This window comes from Streptomyces sp. NPDC005808, assembly GCF_042871385.1.
Lineage (GTDB): Bacteria > Actinomycetota > Actinomycetes > Streptomycetales > Streptomycetaceae > Streptomyces.
The window spans coordinates 44,949-67,525 of sequence record NZ_JBIAIK010000022.1 but is presented as its reverse complement, the minus strand read 5'-3'; the positions used below and the strand labels follow the sequence as shown (position 1 = coordinate 67,525).

General features: G+C 69.5%; 24 protein-coding genes and 1 pseudogene. 15 read left to right on the top strand and 10 right to left on the bottom strand.

The window, feature by feature from the left end:
- Positions 1-42 precede the first annotated feature (42 nt).
- Complete coding sequence (locus ACFYPC_RS34005; protein WP_391890902.1) at positions 43-1,218, top strand: glycosyltransferase; 1,176 nt, start codon at positions 43-45, stop codon at positions 1,216-1,218.
- Here the strand turns inward: ACFYPC_RS34005 and ACFYPC_RS34000 are convergent, their stop codons facing one another.
- The 4 genes from ACFYPC_RS34000 to ACFYPC_RS33985 are packed head-to-tail and all read right to left on the bottom strand — an operon-like array spanning position 1,219 to position 4,802.
- The gene (locus ACFYPC_RS34000) at positions 1,219-1,659 is read right to left on the bottom strand and encodes a low molecular weight phosphotyrosine protein phosphatase (RefSeq protein WP_391890899.1); all 441 of its coding nucleotides are present in this window, start codon (positions 1,657-1,659) and stop codon (positions 1,219-1,221) included.
- On the bottom strand, positions 1,659-2,795 hold the full coding sequence (locus tag ACFYPC_RS33995) for a DegT/DnrJ/EryC1/StrS family aminotransferase (protein WP_391890896.1): 1,137 nt from the start codon (positions 2,793-2,795) through the stop codon (positions 1,659-1,661). The genes ACFYPC_RS34000 and ACFYPC_RS33995 overlap by 1 nt, the downstream gene beginning before the upstream one ends.
- Entirely contained in the window at positions 2,792-3,805 is a 1,014-nt protein-coding gene (locus tag ACFYPC_RS33990) for an ATP-grasp domain-containing protein (protein ID WP_391890893.1), read from the bottom strand. Before ACFYPC_RS33990 ends, ACFYPC_RS33995 begins: the two co-directional genes overlap by 4 nt.
- Positions 3,795-4,802 (bottom strand): dTDP-glucose 4,6-dehydratase, encoded by a 1,008-nt coding sequence (locus tag ACFYPC_RS33985; protein WP_391890890.1) that lies wholly within the window; start codon positions 4,800-4,802, stop codon positions 3,795-3,797. Before ACFYPC_RS33985 ends, ACFYPC_RS33990 begins: the two co-directional genes overlap by 11 nt.
- A gap of 224 nt (positions 4,803-5,026) precedes the next feature.
- Between ACFYPC_RS33985 and ACFYPC_RS33980 the strand changes: the two genes are divergently transcribed.
- From ACFYPC_RS33980 to ACFYPC_RS33970, 3 genes and pseudogenes are all read left to right on the top strand, one after another.
- A complete protein-coding gene (locus tag ACFYPC_RS33980; RefSeq protein ID WP_391890887.1) occupies positions 5,027-6,430 on the top strand; it encodes a sporulation protein in 1,404 nt (467 codons plus the stop codon).
- 406 nt (positions 6,431-6,836) lie between these two features.
- A complete protein-coding gene (locus tag ACFYPC_RS33975) occupies positions 6,837-7,139 on the top strand; it encodes a hypothetical protein (protein ID WP_391891007.1) in 303 nt (100 codons plus the stop codon).
- Positions 7,022-7,788, top strand: a pseudogene (locus tag ACFYPC_RS33970) (PIG-L deacetylase family protein). Before ACFYPC_RS33975 ends, ACFYPC_RS33970 begins: the two are co-directional and overlap by 118 nt.
- Before the next feature lie 285 nt (positions 7,789-8,073).
- Here the strand turns inward: ACFYPC_RS33970 and ACFYPC_RS33965 are convergent.
- Together ACFYPC_RS33965 and ACFYPC_RS33960 are read right to left on the bottom strand one after the other, a co-directional pair.
- Complete coding sequence (locus ACFYPC_RS33965; RefSeq protein WP_391890884.1) at positions 8,074-8,640, bottom strand: flavoprotein; 567 nt, start codon at positions 8,638-8,640, stop codon at positions 8,074-8,076.
- Positions 8,637-9,884 carry a helix-turn-helix domain-containing protein gene (locus ACFYPC_RS33960; protein WP_391890881.1) on the bottom strand — a complete coding sequence of 416 codons (1,248 nt, stop codon included), beginning with the start codon at positions 9,882-9,884 and terminating at the stop codon, positions 8,637-8,639. Before ACFYPC_RS33960 ends, ACFYPC_RS33965 begins: the two co-directional genes overlap by 4 nt.
- Before the next feature lie 78 nt (positions 9,885-9,962).
- On the opposite strand from ACFYPC_RS33960, the gene ACFYPC_RS33955 reads away from it, so the two are divergent.
- The 5 genes from ACFYPC_RS33955 (at position 9,963) to lexA (ending at position 12,414) form a co-directional block, all read left to right on the top strand.
- Positions 9,963-10,439, top strand: coding sequence for a hypothetical protein (locus tag ACFYPC_RS33955; protein ID WP_391890878.1), 477 nt, complete (start codon positions 9,963-9,965; stop codon positions 10,437-10,439).
- Positions 10,440-10,624: 185 nt separating this feature from the next.
- Positions 10,625-11,074: a hypothetical protein gene (locus ACFYPC_RS33950; protein WP_391890875.1), complete on the top strand. Its 450-nt coding sequence runs from the start codon at positions 10,625-10,627 to the stop codon at positions 11,072-11,074.
- On the top strand, positions 11,071-11,346 hold the full coding sequence (locus ACFYPC_RS33945) for a hypothetical protein (protein ID WP_391890872.1): 276 nt from the start codon (positions 11,071-11,073) through the stop codon (positions 11,344-11,346). Before ACFYPC_RS33950 ends, ACFYPC_RS33945 begins: the two co-directional genes overlap by 4 nt.
- A complete protein-coding gene (locus tag ACFYPC_RS33940; protein ID WP_391890869.1) occupies positions 11,337-11,489 on the top strand; it encodes a hypothetical protein in 153 nt (50 codons plus the stop codon). Before ACFYPC_RS33945 ends, ACFYPC_RS33940 begins: the two co-directional genes overlap by 10 nt.
- A gap of 253 nt (positions 11,490-11,742) precedes the next feature.
- Positions 11,743-12,414, top strand: coding sequence for a transcriptional repressor LexA (gene lexA / locus ACFYPC_RS33935; RefSeq protein ID WP_391890867.1), 672 nt, complete (start codon positions 11,743-11,745; stop codon positions 12,412-12,414).
- A 143-nt stretch (positions 12,415-12,557) separates the two neighbouring features.
- Here lexA and ACFYPC_RS33930 read toward each other — a convergent pair whose 3' ends face one another.
- Positions 12,558-12,833, bottom strand: coding sequence for a DUF6207 family protein (locus tag ACFYPC_RS33930; RefSeq protein ID WP_391890864.1), 276 nt, complete (start codon positions 12,831-12,833; stop codon positions 12,558-12,560).
- Positions 12,834-12,902: 69 nt separating this feature from the next.
- Here ACFYPC_RS33930 and ACFYPC_RS33925 point away from each other — a divergent pair, with 69 nt between their 5' ends.
- Entirely contained in the window at positions 12,903-13,262 is a 360-nt protein-coding gene (locus tag ACFYPC_RS33925) for a hypothetical protein (RefSeq protein ID WP_391890861.1), read from the top strand.
- A gap of 201 nt (positions 13,263-13,463) precedes the next feature.
- Here ACFYPC_RS33925 and ACFYPC_RS33920 read toward each other — a convergent pair whose 3' ends face one another.
- Together ACFYPC_RS33920 and ACFYPC_RS33915 are read right to left on the bottom strand one after the other, a co-directional pair.
- The gene (locus tag ACFYPC_RS33920) at positions 13,464-14,540 is read right to left on the bottom strand and encodes a hypothetical protein (RefSeq protein ID WP_391890858.1); all 1,077 of its coding nucleotides are present in this window, start codon (positions 14,538-14,540) and stop codon (positions 13,464-13,466) included.
- Between the two features lie 5 nt (positions 14,541-14,545).
- Positions 14,546-18,007 (bottom strand): DNA polymerase III subunit alpha, encoded by a 3,462-nt coding sequence (locus ACFYPC_RS33915; RefSeq protein ID WP_391890855.1) that lies wholly within the window; start codon positions 18,005-18,007, stop codon positions 14,546-14,548.
- Between the two features lie 266 nt (positions 18,008-18,273).
- Here ACFYPC_RS33915 and ACFYPC_RS33910 point away from each other — a divergent pair, with 266 nt between their 5' ends.
- The 4 genes from ACFYPC_RS33910 to ACFYPC_RS33895 all read left to right on the top strand — a co-directional run bounded on the left by ACFYPC_RS33910 (position 18,274) and on the right by ACFYPC_RS33895 (position 21,384).
- Positions 18,274-18,501, top strand: a complete 228-nt coding sequence (locus ACFYPC_RS33910) for a hypothetical protein (RefSeq protein WP_391890852.1) — start codon at positions 18,274-18,276, stop codon at positions 18,499-18,501.
- 45 nt (positions 18,502-18,546) lie between these two features.
- Positions 18,547-19,425, top strand: a complete 879-nt coding sequence (locus ACFYPC_RS33905) for a DNA ligase (protein WP_391890849.1) — start codon at positions 18,547-18,549, stop codon at positions 19,423-19,425.
- Between the two features lie 77 nt (positions 19,426-19,502).
- Complete coding sequence (locus tag ACFYPC_RS33900; RefSeq protein WP_391890846.1) at positions 19,503-20,414, top strand: hypothetical protein; 912 nt, start codon at positions 19,503-19,505, stop codon at positions 20,412-20,414.
- Between the two features lie 289 nt (positions 20,415-20,703).
- Positions 20,704-21,384, top strand: coding sequence for an HNH endonuclease family protein (locus ACFYPC_RS33895; RefSeq protein WP_391890843.1), 681 nt, complete (start codon positions 20,704-20,706; stop codon positions 21,382-21,384).
- Positions 21,385-21,452: 68 nt separating this feature from the next.
- On the opposite strand, the gene ACFYPC_RS33890 is transcribed toward ACFYPC_RS33895, so the two are convergent.
- Positions 21,453-21,623, bottom strand: a complete 171-nt coding sequence (locus ACFYPC_RS33890) for a hypothetical protein (protein ID WP_391890840.1) — start codon at positions 21,621-21,623, stop codon at positions 21,453-21,455.
- A 731-nt stretch (positions 21,624-22,354) separates the two neighbouring features.
- Between ACFYPC_RS33890 and ACFYPC_RS33885 the strand changes: the two genes are divergently transcribed.
- Positions 22,355-22,564, top strand: coding sequence for a hypothetical protein (locus tag ACFYPC_RS33885; protein WP_391890838.1), 210 nt, complete (start codon positions 22,355-22,357; stop codon positions 22,562-22,564).
- Positions 22,565-22,577 lie beyond the last annotated feature (13 nt).

Genomic DNA, 22,577 nt, shown 5'->3' with positions numbered 1-22,577 from the left:
TACTTCGGCGTGAGCAACTGGTCAGCCACTAGGGTGCGGAGGGTGAACACTTCCTCCTTGCTCCCGCGTTCGTTCCGGCTGCTCGTGACGGGCGGAGGCACTGGCGGTCACACCTACCCGGCCCTGACCGCGATCCGAACTTTGCAGTGCCGTCTCGCGGCTGCTGGCGGCACGCTGGATGTCTTGTGGATCGGGACGGAGGACGGTCTCGAAGCGCGTGTCGCTCCGGCGGAGGGGATCGCGTTCAAGACGGTGGCAACGGGGAAGATCCGCCGGTCGTCGAATCCGCTGAAGATGGTGTCTGCCGCGAATGTGAAGGACATGGCGCGGGTGCCGCTCGGCGTGGCTCAGGCACGGTCGATCGTGTCCGGATTCCAGCCGGATGTCGTCCTGGCGACGGGTGGGTACGTCGCGGTTCCGGCTGGGCTGGCCGCGCGGCTGTGCCGCGTTCCGCTGGTTCTGCACGAGCAGACGGTCCGGCTCGGGCTGGCCAACCGGAAGCTCGCGAGTTCGGCGACGCGGATCGCGGTGTCCTCGGAGTCCTCGCTTCCGCTGCTGCCCGCCGGAGTGCGTGAGCGTGCGGTCGTCACCGGGAATCCGGTGCGGCCGGAAGTACTGGGCGGCCACGGGGACAAGGCGATTGACGCGCTGAGCCTGTACGGGTTCGACCGACGTCTGCCGACGGTCTACGTCACCGGCGGTGCGCAGGGTGCCCAGCAGATCAACGGTGTTGTTCGTGAAGTGCTGCCCTGGCTCCTGGCGCACGCGAACGTGATCCACCAGTGCGGTCCGGCGAATGTGGACGAACTCCGGTCGGCCGCCGCCGGGCTGGACCCGGTCCTCGCCAGCCGCTACCACCTGACCGGATTTCTCGGGCCAGAGCTGCCGGACGTGCTGGCGCTGGCCGATGTCGTGGTGTCCCGGAGCGGTGCCGGGACACTGGCCGAACTGACCGCGCTCGGCAAGCCCGCGGTGTTCATTCCGCTCGCCACGTCGGCTGGGAACGAGCAGGCGCACAATGCCCAGCACCTGGCCGATGCCGGGGCCGCTCTGGCCCTGCTCGGCGAGGTCACCGGCCCCGCTCTGCAGAGCGCGGTCGGCCCGCTCCTGACCGATCCCGCCAGGCGGGCGGCGATGGCGGAGCGGGCCCGGACGTACGGGCGGCCGGATGCGGCGGACAGGCTCGTGGACGTGGTGCTGTCCGCCGCATCCGGTTGATCAGCCGGACTGCGGGCGGCGTCGTCCGATGTGCAGGGCCGTACCCGCCTCGATCACCACGGCGCAGTTGTTGAACGTGTTCTCGTCCTGGCCTATCGGGTCGGGAACGTCCCGGCCGGGGAGGTAGAGGCGGAGCTTGTGGGCGTTGTGGCCGTCGTCGATCGCGTGGAGCGTGTCGAGGACGGAGGCGTCCATCGCCAAGACGTCATCCGCCCAGTCCAGGTCCTCCAGGCTGATCTGCTGTCCGCGGTGGTGGGTGAGGTCGAGCCCGAGCCGCTGGGCTGCGTTGACCATGAACGGGTTGGCGGGATGGTCCTGCCACTTGCCGATCAGCCCGGCGGAGCGGACCGTCACTGCCGCCCCGCCGCTGCGGGTGAGCGCGACCTGCGCGAACGGGCTGCGACAGTAGTTCCCCAGGCATACGGTCAGAAGCTTGCGCATCACGATCCTCCGACGGACTTGAGGGCCTGGTCGAGCGCGGCCACCACGAGGCCGATGTCCGTATCGGTGAGGTGCTGGTGGAACGGCAGGCTGAGGATCTCCTCGCCGGCCTGCTCGGTGGCCGGCAGGGAGCGGTGCCAGGCCGCGAACGCCGGCTGGAGGTGGTTGGGCGGGTAGTGGACACCCACCCCGATGTCCCGGCCCCGGAGGTCGGCGAACACCTCGTTGCGGTGAGGGATGCGGACCTGACACAGGTGCGGCACCGCACGGTCCACATCGACGTCGACCAGCGTGATGCCGTCCAGCGGGGCGAGGGCGTCGCGGTAGGTGCGCCACAGGTGGCGGCGGGTGTCCTCGGCGGCCTGGAAGCTGTCGAGCTGGACCAGACCGATGGCGGCGTTGAGGCCCGAGAGCTGGTAGCGCAGGCCGAAACCGTCCACACGGTAGCTGGTGGTGTTCGCGCGCTCGCCCTGGGACTGGACCACGCCCAGGAGTCGGATCCGGCGGATCATGTCGGCTTCGGCGGGTGTGCGGGGGATGACCATGCCGCCCTGGCCGCAGGTGAGGTTCTTGATCGGCCCGAACGAGAAGCAGGTTAGTACCGCCTCGTTCGCCCCGACGCGGCGTGTGCCGTGGCGGGAGCCGAACGCGTGCGCCGCGTCCTCGATGACGACGACGCCCCGGTCGTCGAGGTCCGCCTGGACGGCCGAGAGGTCGACGGGCCGGCCGCCGAACAGGACCGGCATGACGGCGGCCGTCTCGTCGGTGAGGGCGTCCATGACGAGCCGGTCGCCGACGCACAGGGTGGCCGGGTCGATGTCGACGAAGTACGGGGTGGCGCCGACGGCCAGGATGGCCTGCACGGTCGCGCAGAACGTCATGGACGGCACGATCACCTCGTGGCCGGGGCCGATCCCGGCGGCGAGCAGCGCGGTGTGGAGGGCTGCGGTGCCGGAGGCGAGGGCCACGGCGTCGGGGACGCCGAGGAAGTCGGCGATACGCCGTTCGAACTCCGCGGTGACCTCCGTGTGTCCGTACTGGCCGCCTTCCAGGACCCGGGCGATGGCCTCGGCCTCCTGCCCGTACAGGTAGGGGCTGGCGTTGCGCCGGGCATCGGGCCTCGCTGACACGGTCATCGTGCTTCTCCCTTCGCGGTGGCCGTGCGCTCAAGCTCGGCGACGTCGCCGACGGCCAGGGTCTCGGTGTAGTTGGTCAGGAACACGCCGGTCCGGTAGGTGAGGCGTTGGTGGTCGACCGGCAGGCCGAACAGGCCGTTGACCATCTGGCCGACGAGGTCCGCTCCGGCCGCCTCGGTCAGGGGGAAGCCGCCGGCGATCCGCAGGTTCAGTTCGGTGATCGTGACCATGCCGTCGGCGGAGACGAATCCCTGCACGCAACAGAGGCCGCGGGCGCCGACGGCGCCCAGCGTCCGCTCCACGAGGTCGCGCACGTCAGGGTCGTCGAACGTGGTGGACACCGCGGCGAGGCCGGCCTTGACAAGATCGCGGCGGCGCAGGATGACCGAGGCGTGTCCGGTCCGGTCCACCAGGCAGTCCGCCGTGAACTCGGAGCCGTAGATCCGCTCCTGCACAATGGGCTCCGGGACGAGCTCGCACAGCACGCGCGCATGCTCCCGGCGGCGCACGAAGTGGACGTTCTGCGCGCCGTGACCGCGCCGTGGCTTGACGACCAGCTCGGAACCGTCGGGCACCTGGTCGATCTCCTGTGGCTGCCACGTACGCGGGGTTGCGATGCCGTGCTCGGTCAGCACTTGGTGGAAGAGGGCCTTGTCGGTGCAGGCGCGCACCGAAGGGGCGTCCGGGAGCCACAGGCGCACGCCGTCGGCTTCCAGCTGGGGCACCATCTGCGTCAAGGGCTCCAGGTCCGGCTCGATGCCGGCCACTACCGCCTCCACGGCCAGGTCCCGGCACAGGCCGGCCATCACGCCCTGGAAGTCGGGGTCGCCAGCAAGGGGAATGACCCGGGGCGCCACGGAAGGCAGCAGGAAACCTGGAGCGAGCCGGTTCGCGTCGGCGGCGATGACCGTGTGGCCCAGGCGAATGAGGCTTCGGGTCAGCCCGAAGCCCGGGTTGGCGCCGACACCGGTCACCAGGATCCTGCGCGGAATAGTCTGGTCAGTGGGCATGAGCTTCCTCCCCGGCGGCGGATACGGTCGCAAACGGGGTGCGCGTCAGCGGTGCCCAGCGGTCGGGGTTGCGCCGGTACCAGTCGACGGTCTCGGCCAGGCCCTCGTCGAGGTCGCGGGCCGGCCTGAACCCGAGAGCGGCGATCTTGTCCCAGAACATCGAGTACCGCAGGTCGTTGGCCTGCCGGTCCGGGATGTACGCCACCGAGTTCCAGTCCGCTCCGCACAGGGTCAGGAGCTTGGCGGTCAGTTCGCGGCCCGTGAGGTCCGTACCGCCGGCAAGGTTGTAGATCTCGCCCGGGATGCCCTTGAACAGGACCAGCTCGATGCCGGCACAGTTGTCCTGGACGTGCAGCCAGTTCCGTACGTGCTGGCCTTCGCCGTGAAGGGTCACCTTGTCGCCCTGCAGGAGGCGGGTGGTGAAGAGGGGGATGACCTTTTCGGGGAACTGGTGGGGCCCGTAGTTGTTCGAGCTGCGCGTCACACAGACGGGCAGGCCGTAGGTCTGGAAGTGGCTCAGGGCGACGAGGTCGCTGGCAGCCTTCGATGCGGCGTACGGGACGCTGGGCTGCACGGGATCCTCCTCGCGCGCCGAGCCTTGGGCGAGCGATCCGTACACCTCGTCCGTCGAGACGTGCACGAACTTCTCGATGCCGTGGCGGCCGGCGGAGGCGGCGAGTGTCTGCGTGCCAAGGACATTGGTCGTGAGGAAGTGGTCGGCCGTGGTGAGGGAGCGGTCGACGTGGGACTCGGCGGCGAAGTGGACGACGGCGGTGTGCCGGGCCATGAGTTCGTCCACAAGCGGTCCGTCCAGGATGTTGCCGTGGACGAACGTCAGTCTCGGGTCGAGGAAGGCATCCCCCAGATTCTCGGGGTGGCCGGCGTAGGTGAGCGCGTCCAGCGCGGTCACCCGGGACACGTCGTCCCGGCGCAGTATCCGCCGGACGAAGTGCGAACCAATGAAGCCGGCACCGCCGGTGACGAGGACTTCGTACATCTGACTCCCGCCTTGGTCGTGGACCGGGAAGGGACGGTGGACTCCCAGCACTCCGGCGAGCCACCGCCTGCATCCAGAGAACTGCCGGAGCCGGTGTGCGCGGGAGGCGAACTAGGGGGGCGAACAACGCACATCCGGTTCCCCGCGTCACCCTCGCGTCCTAGGCTCGGATCCCGCGCCTGCGGCATCCGCGTCACAGGACACGGCTGGTATGAGGGGGCTCGGTGGCGCCCAAGAAGGACCGCCAGGGTGATCCCAACGAGGATCTGGCCCGGCTCGTCAAGCAGGCCGGCGCGAGTCACAAATCCTTGGCCGTACAGATCAACAGGATCGGTGCCGCGGCCGGTGTTCCGCTCAGGTACGAGCACACCAGTGTCGCCAGATGGGTGAATCTCGGAATGATCCCGCGCGGCCGCACTCCCGAGTTCCTGGCCGCTGCGCTGGGCGAACGCCTCGGCAGAACGGTGAGCGTGACCGAGATCGGCATGTACAGCCGGTCAGGCGGACACCCTGACATGGGGTTGGATTTCGCCCGCGACCCCGTCGATGCAATCCGTGTCGCCGCCACCTACTGGAGAACCGTGGACCGCTCCCGTCGCCAGGTCATCAGCAACGGCTTCGCCATCGCTGCCTTCGCAACGCCCGTCACCCGCTGGCTGGCCAAGCCGACCGACGCCCCGACCGACGCCCCGACCGCGCACGAAGGCGGCCGGCAGGTCGGCCGCAGTGACCTCGACGAACTGTGGAAGGCCGCGGATGAAGCCCGCCTGTGGGACTCCCGCTTCGGCGGCGGGAACTGGAAGGTCAGCTCCGTCGCCGAATGTCTGCGCCTGAGCGCCGCACCGCTGCTGACCGGCACCTACACCGAGACCATCAGGCGTGAGCTTTTCGCGGCGACCGCTGAGTTGTCGAGGGTCGTGGGCTGGTCAGCGGTCGACACCGGCCACCACGATGTCGCCCAGCGCCACTTCGTCCAGGCCCTGCGCCTGGCACGAGCCGCGGGCAACGTGGAGAGTGGCTGCTACGTGATGGCCACCATGTCCCTCCAGACCACTCTGCGCGGCTACCCCGAACAAGCCGCCGACATGGCCGAAGGCGCCTACGAACGCGGTCTCGGACACGCCGCACCACGGGTGCTGGCCTTCGCCAAGCTGACCGAGGCCCGCGCCCATGGGCGCGCCGGAAACGCCAAGGCCGCCAAGGCCGCGCTCGGCCGGACCCAAGAGCTCCTCGACTCCATCCGGCCAGGCAGCCACGATCCTGAGCAGCTCGCCTACATGACCCACGCCCGGCTTGCCGCCGACGCCACCGAAGTACACCGCGACCTCAACGACCCCAAGGGCGCCTTCACCTGGAACCAGCTTGCCGAGCCCATGCCCGCAGACCACTTCACCCGCGCCACCGGCATCCGCATGGCCGTCCTGGCCACCAGCCACCTCCAAAACCGCGACCTCGAACGCGGCCTCACCGCCGCAAACACCTCACTGCGCATCCTCAGCAACGTCCGCTCCAGCCGCGCCCACAGCTACCTCCACGAGGCCGCCCGCGCCCTCACCCCGTGGAAAGGACGGCCCGAGGTGGCCGACCTCATCCACCGCACACGCACCGAGCTGCCCGCCGCAGCCTGATACTGCGGAAGACCACTGGGCGGATCACACCGCACAGCAGATGCCCGTGGCCGTTGGCACGCCGAAGCCTGGCCGTACGGTTCTCCCGGGTGGCCAGGCGATAGCGAGTCCCTGAGAACCCGCCTTTCAACCTGCCCAGTGTGAAAAGGATTGACTAGAGGGGATGTTGACCTCTTGGCGGCTGAGCGCAGGCGCGGACTACGACCGGGCCAGGGGCGAGCAGTCGGCCGCCATGGTGAGGAGGAGTTCTCTCAGCAGGTCGCCGGCAGCCTCAGTACTCGTCGCCGTGTACAAGTTTGACGAGGAGTTCGGTGTCACGAAGGCCGGACAGCACTGTCTCGGCACCGGCGCCGCGCAGTGTGCTCTCATCGCTGCGCCCCGAGCGACGCGATGACCCGGACCCCCGTTGCCGTGCGCGCCCTCGACGTCGGACGGTGCCAGCACGCTGGAGGCAGAGGCGGACGAGTTCGGCGCGCACGTCGCGGTCCTCGATCCCCGACTCGCCTACCACCTGGACGGCGGGGCCTCGTCCAAGGTCGTCTTTACCAGCGCGTGCACGACTCACGTGGCTGGCAGCATGCACTACCTCCGATGGCCGCGCAGCCCGGGGGAGCCGTTCCGCTGGCAGGGCCTGGACGGCCGGGTCCTGCGCAGCGCCATCGCCATCGCCATCGCCATCAGCAGCAACGGCGGGGGAGAACCGAGATGACGAGCGTCCTCATCGTTGGGGCCCATCCCGACGACCCTGAAATCGCCATGGCCATGCGGATGCGCTGGTACGCCCTCAACGGTGCCCGGGTCCGGGCCCGCTGCCTTACCACCGGGACAGTGGGCCCAGACGGCACGGCGCCGCGACGGGAAGAGGCACTCGCCGCCGGCGTCATCCTCGGAGTGGACGAGTACAGCTTCTCCAACGTCCCGACACCCGCTTCGTCGAGCATCGGGGCGAGATCAACGCCGAGTTGTTCAGGGTTTTTCGGGAGGCGCGCCCTGACGTCGTCTACACCTATTTCCCCGACGACCAGCACCTCGACCACAGGATCACTGCGCAGGAGGTGACAACGGTCGCCCTGCGCGAGGCGAACAATCTCACCTACTTCCGCTCTCCCTACAGCGGTAACTTCGAACCCACCAACGTCTTCATGGGGACCCAAGAACTCCTGGACGCGAAGGAAGCCGCACTGAAGTGCTTCGCCTCCCAGCGGCAACTCGACATGCATGTCTTCCGGAAACTGGCCGAGGTCGGGTACCGCCAGCATGTACATCACCGAGTAGTGGAACGCTTCCCACCAGGCTTGACCTGCACCGAACTCTTCCGCACCGTGAGACAGATTGAGTTCGCCGACCCAGTGGAATGACCATCAGGAGATCGTTCAGACTCCGGCTCGCCACGGGCCGCAGTTGACCCGGCCTGTGCCACAGTCCGACAACATCCGCTACCACCGCTGATGGCCCCTCGCCGAACTGCACGCCACGGCCGATCTACCCGAATTCGGTCTCGCAGGCTTGGTCACCAGCGTCCTCGCGCGCGGCGCATCTGTGTGCCCTGTCGTCCCGGCCTGATGAGGATTCCCTCGCCGCGCGGGGAAGCATGAAACCCCGCCGCCCGAGGGCGGCGGGGCTGAATCACGTATGGAGTCGGGTCAGGATGCTGGCGGAAGGGCGTCGAGGGCGAGATCCCACGGGTAGGCATCGACGTCCCCGTGTTTCGGCCGGTGCGGGCGGAAGCCGCCGCGCCCTTCGGGGGTGCCGTCGTCGAGGAGGACGCTCACCCCGGCCGCACGCAGCGTGGACACGGCGCGGGGCAGTGCTGGGTGCTGGGCTTGGGCGTTGTTGAGGTAGGGCAGGGCCACGATTGGCAGGGGAAGGCCGAGACCCTCGGTCACCAGACCGAGGGCGAGCGTGTCGGCGTGCCCGTCGGCCCACTTGGTCAGGGTGTTGAGGGTGGCTGGCGCGACGAGGAGCGCGTCGGGGTCCGGCAGAACGTCACTCTGCGACGGGAGTTTGTAGGTGTACCGCACGGGGTGGCCGGTGAGCTTGCGCAGCTCCTCAAGCTCACCTTCGCCGCCCTCCTCCTCGGCCCACCGGTATGCCGAGGGCGTCAGGACGAGGCACACGTCCCACCCGGCGGCCTGAGCGGCGCGGATGCCGGTTGCGATGTGGCGGGCGGGCGGGGCTGCGCATGAGATCAAGTACAGAGTTCGGGTCACGTTGGCAGTCCACAGCGAACCACGAGTGCTCGCAACCGTCCCTCTGCACTGCCCGCTCCCAACAGGCGCAGGTCATCGACGAGTTGCCGAGTCCGCGGACGACAATGCACTTCCTCCTCGGCCTCCGCTTCGGCGTCAAGGAGGGTGTTCACGGCCTCCTCGCGCTGCCCGGCTTGGGTGTAAGCACGGGCGAGGTCCGCGAGGTGATGGGCACGCCGTTCACGCGGGAGGGCGGCGCGCGCGTCCTCGGAGATGTCCATCGCGACGGCGACGGCATCCGCTCCCTCGGACAACTGAACGTGCGCCGCGACCCGGTACAACTTCACGTTGGTCGACCCGAACGCGGTGAACATCGCGTTGTTGCCGTCGCCGCCGAGCTCGGCGGCGTGTTCGTCTGCCTGGTCCAGGAGCTCGGGGACGGCGCGGGCATCGTAGGCAGCACGGCGGTCGTCCCGTTCGGCCGCCACGGCGCGTGCCATGGCCGCCTTGAGATACAGCATGCCCAAGGTGGATAACCCATCGGCGCCGCGCGCCGTGAGGTCGTGCTCAAGCCGTGCGGCGGCGGTGACGGCGAACTCGGCGGCGGCGCGGGGCTGACCGTCATTCGTCATGGCGTCGGCCAGATGTCGGCATGCCGACGCCATGACGACGGGGTCGCCGGACCGTTCGCCAGCCGCCACGGCGCGGTGGCCGGCGAGGGTCGCGAGCCCACCATCACCGAATTTGATCGAAGCGGCCTCGGTGAGCTGCAGCACCATCGACAACGACCGGTAGGCGGCAAGTTGTGCATCGCCCTGGTGGCGGGCGGCGGCCCGGTTGGCGGCGACGAGGAGGTCGGGGACGAGGCCGCCGAGTGAGGCGAAGTGGGAGGCCTGAAAGGCGGTCCAGCCATAGCGGACGCCGGCGCGGAGGGCATCGACCGGCAGGGGGTCGGCGGGATCAGTGTCGTCCGAGCCCGTGATCACGTCGTGGCTCTGCAGGACGACCCGGATGCGCTCCAGCTCGACGGCGTCCACGCATTCGACGGCCGGGGCGTCGGCGAGGAGGGTCAGGAGATCGATGCTCAGGACGCGGGCAGCGTCCTCGAGTACGGACAAGCGCGGGTCGGCCTGCCGGTCACCGGCTTCAAGGGCCTGCACCCATCGCTTGCTCTTGCCGTTCATCAGGCGGCCGAACTCAACCTGCGTGAAGCGGCGACGCTCGCGCCAGTAAGCAATGCGACGGCCGACGGCACTTGTGTCCATCTGTGAGCTCCAGGACGGGCGGACAAGGCGCACACTCTGTGCGCCTACAGTCCGTTGTACGCGTTCTACGGTGCGCGTATGGCCAAGTCCGAGAACACCACCTCTGCGGGTTGGACGTCTACGTTCCTCAGCCCGGATCATGAGACCGAACACCGGCTGAAGTATGCCGGGGCGTCAGCCACGGACTTGGTCGCCTGCGGGAAGACGTGGGACGCGGTAGTCATCGCCCCGCTTGAGCACGGACTCATCGCGCTCGATGCCCTTGCCCTTCCGCAGGACGAGGGATACGTCGTTTTCGCCGACTACCGGCGACACGAGCTCATCGTCTTCGTACGCCCCGGGACCACAGCCGACGGATGCGCCGACATCCAGGGCGTGCGAACGCTCTCGAACGGATCGTGGCTCTTGGTGCCGCGCGCCGACGGCGGCAACTGGGAAGCCGCCTGCCTGAGCCGCTCAACTGCGGTGCTCCCTCGATACGTTGATCCGGTCAAGCTGCGCACGGCGCTCCTCAAGGTCGGCGAGGAGCTCGGCGCCCACGCCTGCGCCCGATGACCCCGCGGATGGCTCCTCCCCCCGTGGGAGCTGTCCGCGGCCCTCGGCCCCCGGAGTCTCCCGCGCTGACTCCGGGGGCCAGCACATGCACGCAGAGAGAAGAACACAACTGCGCTCCCCCTCAGCCGTACAAGGCACACACACTGTGCGCCCTCGCTGAGCCCTCCCACCCGTACCGTCCCGTCATGGCGCATGTAAACGGAACCCCGCAGAACGAAGGCCGCCCCTCCGAGCACCTTCCCGCGACCCGCCGCACAGACGAAGCCGCAGTCGAAACGGTCCGCGTTGGCAGGCGGCCACCCTTTGCTGAAGACCTCGTACGGTCGCTCGACGAGGCGAGTAGCGCCGTGGGCGCACTCGTCGACCATGGTCAATCGAGCGACGTCTCGGTATCCGCGCTCACCGTCCTGGTGTGTACGGGATCGACACCGGCCGACGTTCTCCAGGCCGCCGCCGAGGCGGCGCGGCAGGCCCCCAATCTCGAACCGCACGGCCTCGCGCTCACCAAGACCCCCGGACCGGTCGAAGGCATGTGGGAGTGGGCCCTCACCATGACCGTGAGTGCGCGCGACCCGCAGACCCACGAATACGGCGGCCACACGCACCACGCCGACCGGCTGCGGGGCGAGCAGTGACACGTACTTTCCGGTTCCGGATGTTCGAGGTCACCCAGGAATCCGGCATCCCGCAGCCATCCGGCATCACGATGGACGAGTTGGCGATGCCGGAATACGAGGCCGTCTGCGTCTCAGGCGAGGAAGCCGACTGCGGTGCGGGCTCCAGCACCTTGGAGGACGCCGGCGCCCTCGCCCGGTGGATGGCTGAGCACACCCGGGACACCGGACACCAGCGGTACCGGCGGGCCTATTGCGAGTACGCCCTCGTCGAACCGGGGGCATGGTTGTGACAACGGCCGACGAACGACGAGCAGAGATCTGGCAGCGCGCCGAGCGAATACGGGTGGGCATCGACACGGTCCGCGCCACCCGCGAGGCCTTAGCACAGCAGCGCGCCAAGCGCGCTCCCCAGGACGGCACAGTCCCGACATAGCCGCCCCCCGCATGCCAGCACCCGTCCTCGGCCGGGAGTAGTCGGGCGCCTTCGTCTCTGCCTCCGCTTGGCAGGACACGCCACCCGATCGTCCGGCCGGACCGCCGATGCCGCGCCCAGAAGCGGCCTGCCCATTCAAGGCCACGCGCCCCACGGTGCCCTCAACCTTCCGGGAACACGAAATAGTGTTCCATTTGTGAAGCGTGGCGGGTTAAGGTCGCGCTCTGCGAGATCTTGTACGGAGGTGCCCTGGATGGAGAACGCCGCGTCCACACGCCGAGGTCGCCCTCCGGGAATCCGGACTGTCGAGGGGGAGTTGACGAGCCGCCAGGCGGCGATCGTCCGGTGCATCAGGGAGGCCGTCGCCCGGCAGGGCTACCCGCCGTCGATGCGGGAGATCGGCAGGGCCGTAAAACTCTCCAGCACCTCTTCAGTCGCTCACCAGTTAATGGCCCTCGACCGCAAAGGCGTCCTCTTCCGCGACCCGCACCGGCCCCGCGCCTACCGGGTTCGTCCCTCGTGGGCGCCCGTCCTCAGCGGACGAAGTGACGCACCCGTTGACGTGCCACTGGTCGGGCGGATCGCCGCCGGCGCGCCGCTGCTTGCGGCGGAGATGGTCGAGGACGTCTACTCCCTGCCCCGCCAAGTCGTCGGCGAGGGCGACCTTTTCGCCCTGAAAGTCTCCGGCGACTCCATGATCGACGCGGCGATCTGCGACGGCGACATCGTGACCGTCAGGCAGCAGGACAGCGCCGACCACGGCGACATCGTGGCCGCCCTCCTGGAAGACGAGGCCACGGTCAAGGTGCTGCGCCGACAGGACGGGCAGGTGTGGCTCATGCCGCGCAATCCGTCCTACGAACCGATCCGCGCCGACCACGCGCAGATCCTCGGGAAGGTCGTCGGCGTCCTGCGCCTGCTCTAGGCGCGCAGACTGGGAGATGACGTCAGATGAAGTCGCGCCATCCCGCGGCGACTTCGCGTGCAGACAGGGCGCACTAGAGGCGCGTGTGGCACCGTGGACTTCAGGCTGGTCCGTCGCTTTCCCCCGTAGTGGCGGACCACGCCTCACTCCGGGCCGGTGGCCAACGCCTGATCCGGCAGGGAGGTCTCGATCAGGACCTCCCGCAGATTCGTGTACATCCGCAGCCGCACACCGGGCTGGCCGACATCGTGAGTGGTGCGATCGGCGGTCGCGGTCCCCCACATTCGGGCGATCGCGTTCTGGAAGGCGAATGCGGTGTCGTCGTCCAGGCCTGCCACGTCGATAACGAGCAGGCCGGGTTCGGAAAGATGCGCTTCTTGGATCGGGTCCACGTCTGTCAGTACGTGTTCGCGCGGCACGGGGTTCTCTTCAGACTTCGGATTCACCCGACCGGAGGAGTTGTCAGTGGTAGCGTCTACCGTCCTGACATGACCAGTTCGCCGAATTCCCGTGACAGCGCATGGGTGTTGGAGGCCACCGTCCGGACAGCACCGGCCGCCGATCCTCAATGGCGCGAGCAGTTGGACAAGCTCCGCACGATCGCAACGTACGACCCAGAGACCCAGACGTGGCATGCGCGCCTCGGTGCGCTCGACCTGGCGGGCGTGCAGATGCTGCAGACCTTGCTCGACGCCGCGCGCGTCCACGGCACCGAGGTGTACCTCGCGCCCGTGGCCGTCCCGGCGTACTGGGGCGGCCCCGCCTTCACGAGGGATCCGGAATTGGCCGCTCTTTTGGAGGCGCAGGCCGACCGTGGTCGGCCGCTCGGTCAGTTGCGTCTCGCCTGAGCAGCCCGCGCCGGGCGAGGACGTCGAGCACGTTGTCGGCGACCTGGAGATAGTCCGCGCGGGTGCGGCGCCCGTCGGCTACCGCGTCGAAGGCATGGATCAGCAGGGCGGCTTCTTCGCGTGCCGGCCGTCCGCTGTCGTCCGGGACACGCAGGTCCCGATATCCGTCGTGAGAGATCATCGCTCCTCGGCAGGGGGCGCCTACCATCGCCTGCTGCTGTCGCGCTTATGTCGCAGCCTGTCGTCTGGGAGGCCATCCCGGTCCCGGCGACGGGCGGATGGGGGAGGGGAGTTGATAGCAAGAGCGGCGGGGTAGAGCACGTGGTGCCCGTAGCGGATTCGGGCGCGATCTGCGACGGCTTCGATCGCGAGAGGCTTGTCGTCGCCCGCGTCGAGGGTGAGTTGCCGGGTGGCCCGGTCGTCGGGACGAAGGGCCTCGGCGCGGAGCGCGATACTGCGGACCCTGGCGCGCTGGAGGGCGAGGGACTCATAGATGGCGTAGGCGGTGCGGGCCAGGAGCACGGTGTGCTGGGTGGCCTCGGGCAGGGTACGGCTGCGTCGGGTGCTGCTTGAGTCGGCGTAGCGGACGGTGCAGGTCAGGGCCGTCGCGATCTGTCCGGAGCTGCGGAGGCGGGCGCCGAGGTCGTCGGCCAGGGCAAGCAGTGCGCGCCGGTGCTGGGCGGGGTCGAGTTCGTCGCGGCCGAAGTGGTGTTCGGCGCTGATGCTCGCCGGGGTCGGTGTGGGGTCGACGATCTGGGGGTCGCGGCCCTGGGCGCGCTCGTGGAGCGTGCGGCCGCCACGGGCGCCAAGGATGCGTTGCAGGGTGAGTTGAGGGACGTCGGCGACGTCGCCGATGGTGTGCAGGCCGTACTCGGCGAGCATGGCGACGGTCTTCGCGCCCACGCCGGGCAGCTCATCGGCCGGCCGGGGTCGCAGGAACGCGGTGATGGCCTCGGGGGAGTCGTCGATGACCGTACGGCGGTCGGATGGTGTGAGGGCGCAGGCCATCGCGGCGAGCATCCGGTTGCCCGCGCACCCCGCGGCACTGCTCAGGCCGAGGTGGGCGAGCGCGCGCAGCTGGACCAGCTCGGTCAGGCCGCGGGCGTCGCGCTGCCAGTACGCGAGCGCGCCCGTCAGATCGAGCACCGCAGCCGAGACCGGTTCGATCATCTGCACGCGCGGCGTGATGTCCTCCAGCAGGCGGCGCAGCCGCTCGGGAAGGTCGGGGTCGTGGCCGGCCGGAACGTCGAAGCGGAGGTGCAGGATGTGGCGGCTCACGGCGATCACCCCGGAGAACCCTGGCTGCGGTGGCCGAGCCGGCGCAGGTCGGCGGAGCGAGTGCCGGCGGGCTGGAGGTCTGCGTACGGGTGAAGCCGTGCCCCGGCGGTGCCGTCGGCGAGGGTGCGCTGCGGCGCGGCCGGTCGGGCCGGGGTGGGGGAGGGGGCGGTGCGGCCGAGAAGGCCGAGGGCGGCCTGGGGGCCGTGGTCGCGGCGGGCCGCGGCGACGTCGTCCAGGTCCCACGCCATCTCGCCGACCACGGTGCGGCGCGCGCCGCGGGCTGTGACGGTGCCGCGCACCAGCAGCAGCCCGGAGTGGAAGACGGTGTGCGCGCAGGCTTCGTGGGAGTCCTCGAAGAACGCGAGGTCGACCAGGCCGGTGCCGTCCTCCAGGGTCACGAAGATGACCCTCTTGCCGGACGGGATCGGCGGGGTCTGGGTGGAGGCGCGTACCCCGGCGACCAGGACCGTCTGGCCGGGGGTCATGCCGCGCAGGTGCGCGGCGGTGGTGGCGCCGAGCTCGTTCAGCAGCCGGTGGTGGTGCTCCATCAGGTGGTAGGTGACGTCGATCTGGAGGGTGTCCAGTTCCGCGCCGAGCTTGTCCCGGCCGGTCATCTCGGGCAGACCGCTCGGGGTGGCGGTCACCAGCTCGCCGCCGAGCGGCAGTTGGCCGTCGGTGGCAGCGCGGGAACGGGACTGCCGGTGGAGCTCGGTCGCCTGCAGCAGGAGATCCCGGCGGGTGAGGTCGCCCGGGAGCGGGCCGAGCGCGCCGATCCGGATCAGCCGCTGCGCGATCGGCAGGGAGGGACGGGCGCGCTGCCACAGGTCCTGCAGTCCGGTGTAGGGCTGTCCTGCCACCAGACGCGCGACCTCCCCTTCGCTGATCCCTTTGACGGTGGAGAAGGCGAGGCGGACGCCCCAGCCCTGCTCGGTCTGTTCGACCATGTGTGCCGCGCGGGAGTGGTTGACGTCGACGGGCAGGACCGGCACGCCGTGGCGGCGGGCATCGGCGACCAGGACGCGGCGCGGCCACATGCCCGGGTCGAACTCCAGGAGCCCGGCGTACAGGAACGCGGGGAACCTCGCTTTCAAGAAGGCGCTCTGAAGTGCAGGAACAGCGAAAGCGACAGCGTGCGCCCGGCAGAAGCCGTATGCGCCATGGCTGGAGATGGTCTCCCAGACCTCGTCCAGCACGGCGCTGTTGTAGCCGCGCTCGCCGGCCGTACGACGGAACCACTCCTCGATCCGGGGGAGCCTGTCGGGGTCGGCGAGGGCGCGGCGGGCGTACTCGCCGGCAGCGCGATCGCAGCCGGTCAGCCGGGCGAACGTCGCGATGATCTGCTCGTGCCAGATGGTCACGCCGTACGTGTCCGACAAGATCGGTTCAAGGTCCGGGTGCGCGTACCGCGGCGTCGCGCCATGACGCGCCGCAATAAACAAAGCGGGCATACCGCCCGACACAGGACCGGGCCTGAAAAGGCTGATGTCCGCGATGACGTCCTGCATGTGCCGGGGCTGCAGCCTGGACAAAAGATCTTGCTGGCCGGGTGACTCCAATTGGTATAGACCAATCGAATCCGCCGACTGGATCAGCTCGAAGGCCAGGCGGTCGTTGAGGTCGACGTGATCGGGATTGTCGAGATCCAGGACCTGCCCGGTGGCACGGCGGATCTCCGCGACCGCGTGCGCCATGGCGCTCTGCATCCTGATGCCCAGGACGTCCAGTTTCAGGAGGCCGTAGCCGCCGAGCTCGATGTCTTCCTTGTCGGCCTGCACCATCGGGTAGCCGGCCGGGGTCGGCTGCACCGGCAGCCGGTCCAGCAGCGACACATCGGACAGGATCACCCCGCAGGGGTGCATGGCGTACCCGCGTACCAGTGCGTCCAGGCCCTCGGCGAGCTCCCACAGCGGCCCGAACTTCTCCGCCTGTGCGGCGAGTTGCCGCAGCTCCGGCAGCTCTGCCAGGGCGGAGCGGATGTCCCGGGCCCGGATGTGCGGAAAGGACTTGGCGATCTCGCCCACGACCTGGGGCGGCATCCCGAGGGCACTTCCAGCGTCGCGAAGGGCGTGCCTGGCCCTGTAGGTCTCGGGCATGCCGGTGACCGCGGTCCGCTCCGTGCCGAACCGCTTGATGATCGCGTCGTACACCTCCAGTCGCCGCTCGGACTCCACATCGAGGTCGATGTCCGGGAGCGTCGCCCTGCGCTCGTTGACGAACCTTTCGAACAGGAGGTGGTGCTTGAGAGGGTTGGCCGTGGCGATGAAAAGTGAGTGGTTGACCATGGACCCGGCGCCGGAGCCGCGCGCGGACACCCGGATCCCCAGCGCCCGGGTATCCGCGACCACCTGGGCCACGGCGAGGAAGTACGCCTCGAATCCGGCGAGCCGGCCGATGCTGTCCAGCTCGTAGTCGAGCTGCCGTACGGCACGCTCATCCCGGTCCAGGCCGCGGGCGACCATCCCGGCCTCGCACCGCTGACGCAGCAACCGCATTGCCGAACCCCGCTCGCCGGTGGCTCCCACCACGGAGGGCTCGGGGAAGTGCGGCCTGCCCAGCCCGAGATCGGCCGGGGTGAGGGTGCAGGACTGGCCGGTGGCCTCGGTCTCGGCCAGCAGGCGCAGGGCCCGGGCGGGATCGTCGTCGACGGCCCGGGCGATCCGCTCGGCGGCCGCCGCCATGACGGCCGGGCCCTTCAGCCACCGCTCGCCGCCGTCCAGGTGCCGGCGGTCGATCGGCCGCAGCAGCCGGGCCGCATCGAGCACGTCCGCCAGCCGGTGCTGGTCGGGGTCGGCGTAGCGGACCGCGTTCGTCAGCACCGCGGGCACGCCGAGCTGGTCGGCCAGGCCCACCGTGCGCGCGGCCAGCCGTAGTGAGCCCGCGCCTGTGCTCTGCCGCCCCAGATATACGGTCTCCAGCCGCAGCCGGTCGCCGGCGAGTTCCCGCCACGGCGCGAGCAGCTGCTCGGCGAGATCGGGACGGCCGGCGGACAGGGCCCGCACCGGCTCGGAGGATGGACCGAGCAGCACCACCAGGTCCCGGTCGGCGTACGCACGCAGGGCGGGCCAGGACACGACCGGCGCCGCGCCGCCGGGCTCGGCATGCGCGGCGGACACCAGACGGCACAACCGCGCCCACCCCGCCACGGTCTGCGCGAGCAGGGTGACCCGCAGAGGCGGTTCCATCACGTGGGCGCCGCCGCGCACGGGCGTACACGGCCGGTGGGCGGCCGGGTCCGGCGGGGCAAGCGGGGCGACGGCGACGTCGACCCCGAGAACAGGGCGAATGCCGGCCGCCGCGGCGGCGGTGGCGAAGCGGACCGTGCCCGCGACGGTGTCCCGGTCGGTCAGCGCGAGCGTCGTCATCCCGCGCTCGGCGGCGCGCTGCACGAGGGCGCCAGGGAGAGAGGCCCCGTATCGGGCGGAGTATCCAGAGGCGACGCGCAGATGAGTAAATCCACGGCTGCGCACCTCCTATCCTTCGCGTGCCCCTCCCTGACCTGTGTCCTCTCCAGGTATCCACCATAACTCGGAATCGCACAAGCGTGCGAACGGGTGATTCGATGCCGACCTGCGCCGCATGGCGACCGCAAGGAGCGGGACGGCCTTGTTTCACGGGCCCGGAGCACGCGCATGTGACGTGCGTCACACTTTGGGATTCCATCCTGTAAGGCGGCCCGGTTCTCGGCGGACGGGGTGAGGCCGACAACTGTCCGGCCCGGACCGGAAAGGCAGTCATGCCCCACCTCCTGCAGGACCTCGCGGCGCTCGTCACCCTCGCGGCGATCACCCTCGGCTCGCTCGCGATCGACGCCGGCGACAAGCTCACCCCGCACCAGGCCCGCGTCCTGTGCGCCGCGACGAAGGCCGTCGAGCACGTCGCGATCGCCTACGGTGCTGCGCTGGTAGCCCAGGACACGCCGCTCACGCTGGTCGTGAAGGCGGTGATGCCGCTGCTCCGGTAGCGCTGTCCGCATGCACGGGCGCCGCGGCGGCCGGAGTCTGATCGTGTGGACTTCCCCGTCGACGTTGCACTCGCCGAGTTCGTCCCGACCCTCCCGGTCGGGACGAACTGGCGATACGAACCCAAGTTCGACGGACATCGAACGGTCATGTGGCGAGAGGCGAGCACCGTCCGCCTTCAGGCCCGGTCCGGCAGGAACGTCACGCCCGTGTGGATGGATCTCGCACTCGCGGGACTCAACATGCTCCCGCCGGACACCGTCCTGGACGGAGAGGCCGTGATCTACGCGAACGGAAAGATCGATTTCGCGGCCGCGCAGTCGAGAGCCGCCTCCACTCCCGCACGGGCCCGCCGCCTCGCCGAAGATCGTCCCGCCCATTTCGCGGCGTGGGACATCCTTGTCCACCCGGACCACGGCGACGTCCGCGCCCGTCCGTACGACGCACGCCGCGCCCTGCTCCTGGACCTGTTCCAGGAGTACGACGTCCAGCCGCCGATCCAGGCCGTCCCCATGACGGACGACCCCGAAGTGGCGATGACCTGGTACCAACAACTCCGGGAGCAAGGCGTCGAGGGCATCGTCTGCAAGCCCGCCAACTCGGCATACAGAGCATCCAGAATCTGGAAGAAGGTAAGGCACTCAGAGACCGTGGACGCCGAGATCGTCGGCTACACCGGACCTGCCGCCCGCCCGCACGCCCTCGCCGTACGGCTCCCCGGCGGGCGCATCACCCTCTCCCAGACCCTCAAGGCGCCGCTCGCCGCCCAGGTCTCCGCACACCTGATCGCGAGCGGACCCTCCCAAAGCACACGCACACCGGCGGGGGAGCCCTACCGCACTACCCGGCCAGGCCTGCTGGTCGAAGTCCTGGCGGGAACCACGCGGCACGCCGTGGCCACAGTGACCCGGCTCCGCTCCCCGTAGGCACGCCGGGCAATCGCACACATGCAACAAATAGTGCGAAAATAAACAAAGCAGGCGTGTCGTGGAGAGGGAAACCAGTGGACCTGGACGCGGTCGCTGACGAGCTGTACGGGATACGGCCGGAGGACTTCACCGCCACCCGCGATACCCGCGCGGCCGCCGCCCGCAGCGCCGGGGATCGCGCCCTCGCCGAGAAGATCCGCACACTGCGGCGCCCCAGCCTCTCTGCCTGGGCGGCCAACCTCCTGGTGCGCGAACGGCCTGACGAGACCGAGCCGCTGCTCCAGCTCGGCGAAGCCCTGCGCCAGGCACACCACAACCTGGACGGGGCACACCTGCGCGAGCTCAGCCGCCAGCAGCACCTGCTGATCAACGCACTGTCACGGCAGGCCCGTCAACTGGCGAAAGAAGCGGGTCACCCGGTCAGCAATGACGTCCAGCACGAGGTCGAAAGCATCCTCCAGGCCGTCCTCGCGGACCCCACGGCCGCCCAGGAATGGGCTGCGGGGCGGCTCGTGAAGCCCTTCAGCCAGACCCTCGGCTTCCCCGCAACCGAGGACGCGGGCGCCGCCGCTGCACCCACGCTGTCGATCCCATCTCGCCCCGCCGTTGCCCGGGTGCGCGGGGGTCGCCAGGGCGACGAGGAGCGCCAGCGGCGTATCGCGCAGGCCCGGCAGGAAGCAGCCGACACGGAGCGGGAGCTCCGTGCCATCGAGGGCGAGGCGGCGACAGCGGCCCGGGAGGCCGACGAAGCCGGCAAACACGAGAGCGGACTCCAACAGCGCGCCGACGAACTCGCCGATGAACTACGGAGCCTGGGAAGCGAGCAGCGGCAGGCCCGGACGGCCGCGCAGAAGGCACGCGAGCGGCTACGCACAATCGACCGGCAGGTTCGCGAGGCCCGACGCCATGCCGAGACCGCAGCTGGCCGACTTGAACGCCTCGGCGAAAACGATCCTGGCCATGGCGGCAACGAAGACAAGCGGTGAGCAACGCGGGCTGAAACCCGAAGGTCCCCTCGGCGAACCTGTCAGCATCTGTCCTCGCATACCCCAACTGGCGCCAGCGTGGACAACCCCGCATGTCTGACCTCCGGTTTCACCGATTCATCGGCATCTGCCAGAAGGGTTGATGAAGCGACCCCCAACTGTGCATCCCCCGCCGGACGCGGTGTGACTTACCGCCCCCGCGGGTGAACCCGGGAGAGTGCCGGGCAAGTTGCGGCCGGAACCCAGTACGAAGATCACGAACGGTTGGTGATCTTCGGAAGGATCCGTCTTGCGTCTCCGCCGCTCTGCCCGCCCCGCCGCCCTCGCACTCTGCGTCCTGTCCGCGCTGCTCGCCCCGACCGCTACCGCCCACGCCACACCGGCTGCTCCCGGCGACACGGTGACCCTGCCGGTCCGCAACGCCCTTCAGGCCCTTGCGATCCAGGACGAGAGCCGGGCCGGGTACGAGCGCTCGAAGTTCCGGCACTGGACCGACGCCGACCGCGACGGATGCAACGCCCGGCTGGAGGTCCTCAAATCCGAGGCCGTCACCGCCCCGGAGCAGGGTGCGAACTGCCTGCTCACCGGGGGACGTTGGTACAGCTGGTACGACGACACATACGTCGACAACGCACGCCAGCTGGACGTCGACCACCTGGTCCCGCTGGCGGAAGCCTGGGACAGCGGGGCGTCAGGGTGGAGCGCGAAGGAGCGTGAAGGCTTTGCGAATGATCTTGATGATCCCCGTGCTCTGATCGCGGTGTCGGCGGGCAGTAACCGGTCCAAGTCCGACCAAGACCCCAGCACGTGGGTGCCACCCTTCGAGGCCTACCGCTGCCGGTACGTCACGGACTGGGTCGCGGACAAGACCCGCTACCGGCTCGCCGTCGACCCGAGTGAAGAGGCCGCGCTCTCCGAGATCCTGAGCCGCTGCCCCAGCGAGCCGATCACGGTCACGTTCGCCCGGTAGCAGCGGGCGACGGAGGCCCCGGCTGGTCACAGAGACCCGCCTGAACGAACTGGTCGGCCGACGCCCGGTCAGGAGCGCTTCGCCCTCCCGGAGGCCTCCTCGTTGGACTTGCGGTTCTTGCGCAGGTCGGCGAGCTCGTTCAGACAGGTCCCCAAGGCGTCCTTGGCGAGACCATCGTCCGTCAGCTGGTAGCGGTGCGGCGCGCCCCGACCTGGGCGGGCTGGGAGAACATGCCTCACACATCGGCGAGTTTGCGCTGCGCCGGGCGGATCAGCCCGCCGGATTCACCCCGGCCTCCTGTGGGGATCGCCCGAGTGCCAGCACGCCGACCAGCGGTAGCCGGCTGAGGCGCGGGCCTGGTGAAGTCGATGCGACGGGCGGGGTCGAACCGCAAGCTGAGGTTGGTCACCCGGTAGGTCGGGCGGAGTCAGCCATGGCCTGGCCTCTCGACTGGACGCGTGCCCCGTGCGGGCTGTCCTGGACCCCTTAGCCGGTCACGGGCCGGATCCGACAGGGTTGCGCCGCCGTCAATGCGTTCGCGTGCCGCATGCCGAGATGTATCAGCCGACATTTCGTCAGGAATCTACCACGTCTGATGTGGCGTGCATCACGCCCGAGGTGATGCCACAGGCGACGAGCCCTCACGCCAAATCACGTGCCTCTTCGCCGTCGTTGTCCCTGGTCACGGGCGATTTGCTGCTGCCTCAAACCTTCCGTGACCGTCATCGAGCCAGAGACGACGCCCCCATTTGTCGTTCTCGCAGATCAGGCCAGCCGCGGATCGGCGACGAGATGGTGCTAACGAGGGTTCCGGCCATACGGCGAGATGCGACTTGACGGCGCGCTCCGGCATGTCTGACCTGCTGTCTACTGGTCTGAGCACGGATAGGGGCCGCCCCTGCAGAGGGCGGCCCCAGTTGCTCCGTGTATCGCCAGTGCATTCGAACGACATCGCGGAGGTACATCCATAGTGACAGCATCACTCAAGATCACCGGTCCGGAGGAGCGGGACCTGTTCCGCTTCCGCTCGCCGTCGAACTCGGCGCTCTCCCTCCTCGGACTGTCCGCGGTGGAGTCCGTAGACCTGGCCGGATTCATCCCCGAGGGGCCCGCTTCCGGCATCGCGCTCTTCTCGGTCGCGGGCATTGCCTTCGTCAGGGGATGCGTCTACCGCCCGTGACGTACGGCGGGGG

Bases quoted from the DNA above. Each gene is read 5' to 3' on its own strand.
- ACFYPC_RS33960 (WP_391890881.1), bottom strand. From the start codon at position 9,884: ATGGACACAAGTGCCGTCGGCCGTCGCATTGCTTACTGGCGCGAGCGT.
- ACFYPC_RS34000 (WP_391890899.1), bottom strand. From the start codon at position 1,659: ATGCGCAAGCTTCTGACCGTATGCCTGGGGAACTACTGTCGCAGCCCG.
- ACFYPC_RS33940 (WP_391890869.1), top strand. From the start codon at position 11,337: ATGGTTGTGACAACGGCCGACGAACGACGAGCAGAGATCTGGCAGCGC.
- ACFYPC_RS33910 (WP_391890852.1), top strand. From the start codon at position 18,274: ATGCCCCACCTCCTGCAGGACCTCGCGGCGCTCGTCACCCTCGCGGCG.
- ACFYPC_RS33955 (WP_391890878.1), top strand. From the start codon at position 9,963: ATGGCCAAGTCCGAGAACACCACCTCTGCGGGTTGGACGTCTACGTTC.
- ACFYPC_RS33925 (WP_391890861.1), top strand. From the start codon at position 12,903: ATGACCAGTTCGCCGAATTCCCGTGACAGCGCATGGGTGTTGGAGGCC.
- lexA (WP_391890867.1), top strand. From the start codon at position 11,743: ATGGAGAACGCCGCGTCCACACGCCGAGGTCGCCCTCCGGGAATCCGG.
- ACFYPC_RS33995 (WP_391890896.1), bottom strand. From the start codon at position 2,795: ATGACCGTGTCAGCGAGGCCCGATGCCCGGCGCAACGCCAGCCCCTAC.
- ACFYPC_RS33985 (WP_391890890.1), bottom strand. From the start codon at position 4,802: ATGTACGAAGTCCTCGTCACCGGCGGTGCCGGCTTCATTGGTTCGCAC.
- ACFYPC_RS33990 (WP_391890893.1), bottom strand. From the start codon at position 3,805: ATGCCCACTGACCAGACTATTCCGCGCAGGATCCTGGTGACCGGTGTC.
- ACFYPC_RS33950 (WP_391890875.1), top strand. From the start codon at position 10,625: ATGGCGCATGTAAACGGAACCCCGCAGAACGAAGGCCGCCCCTCCGAG.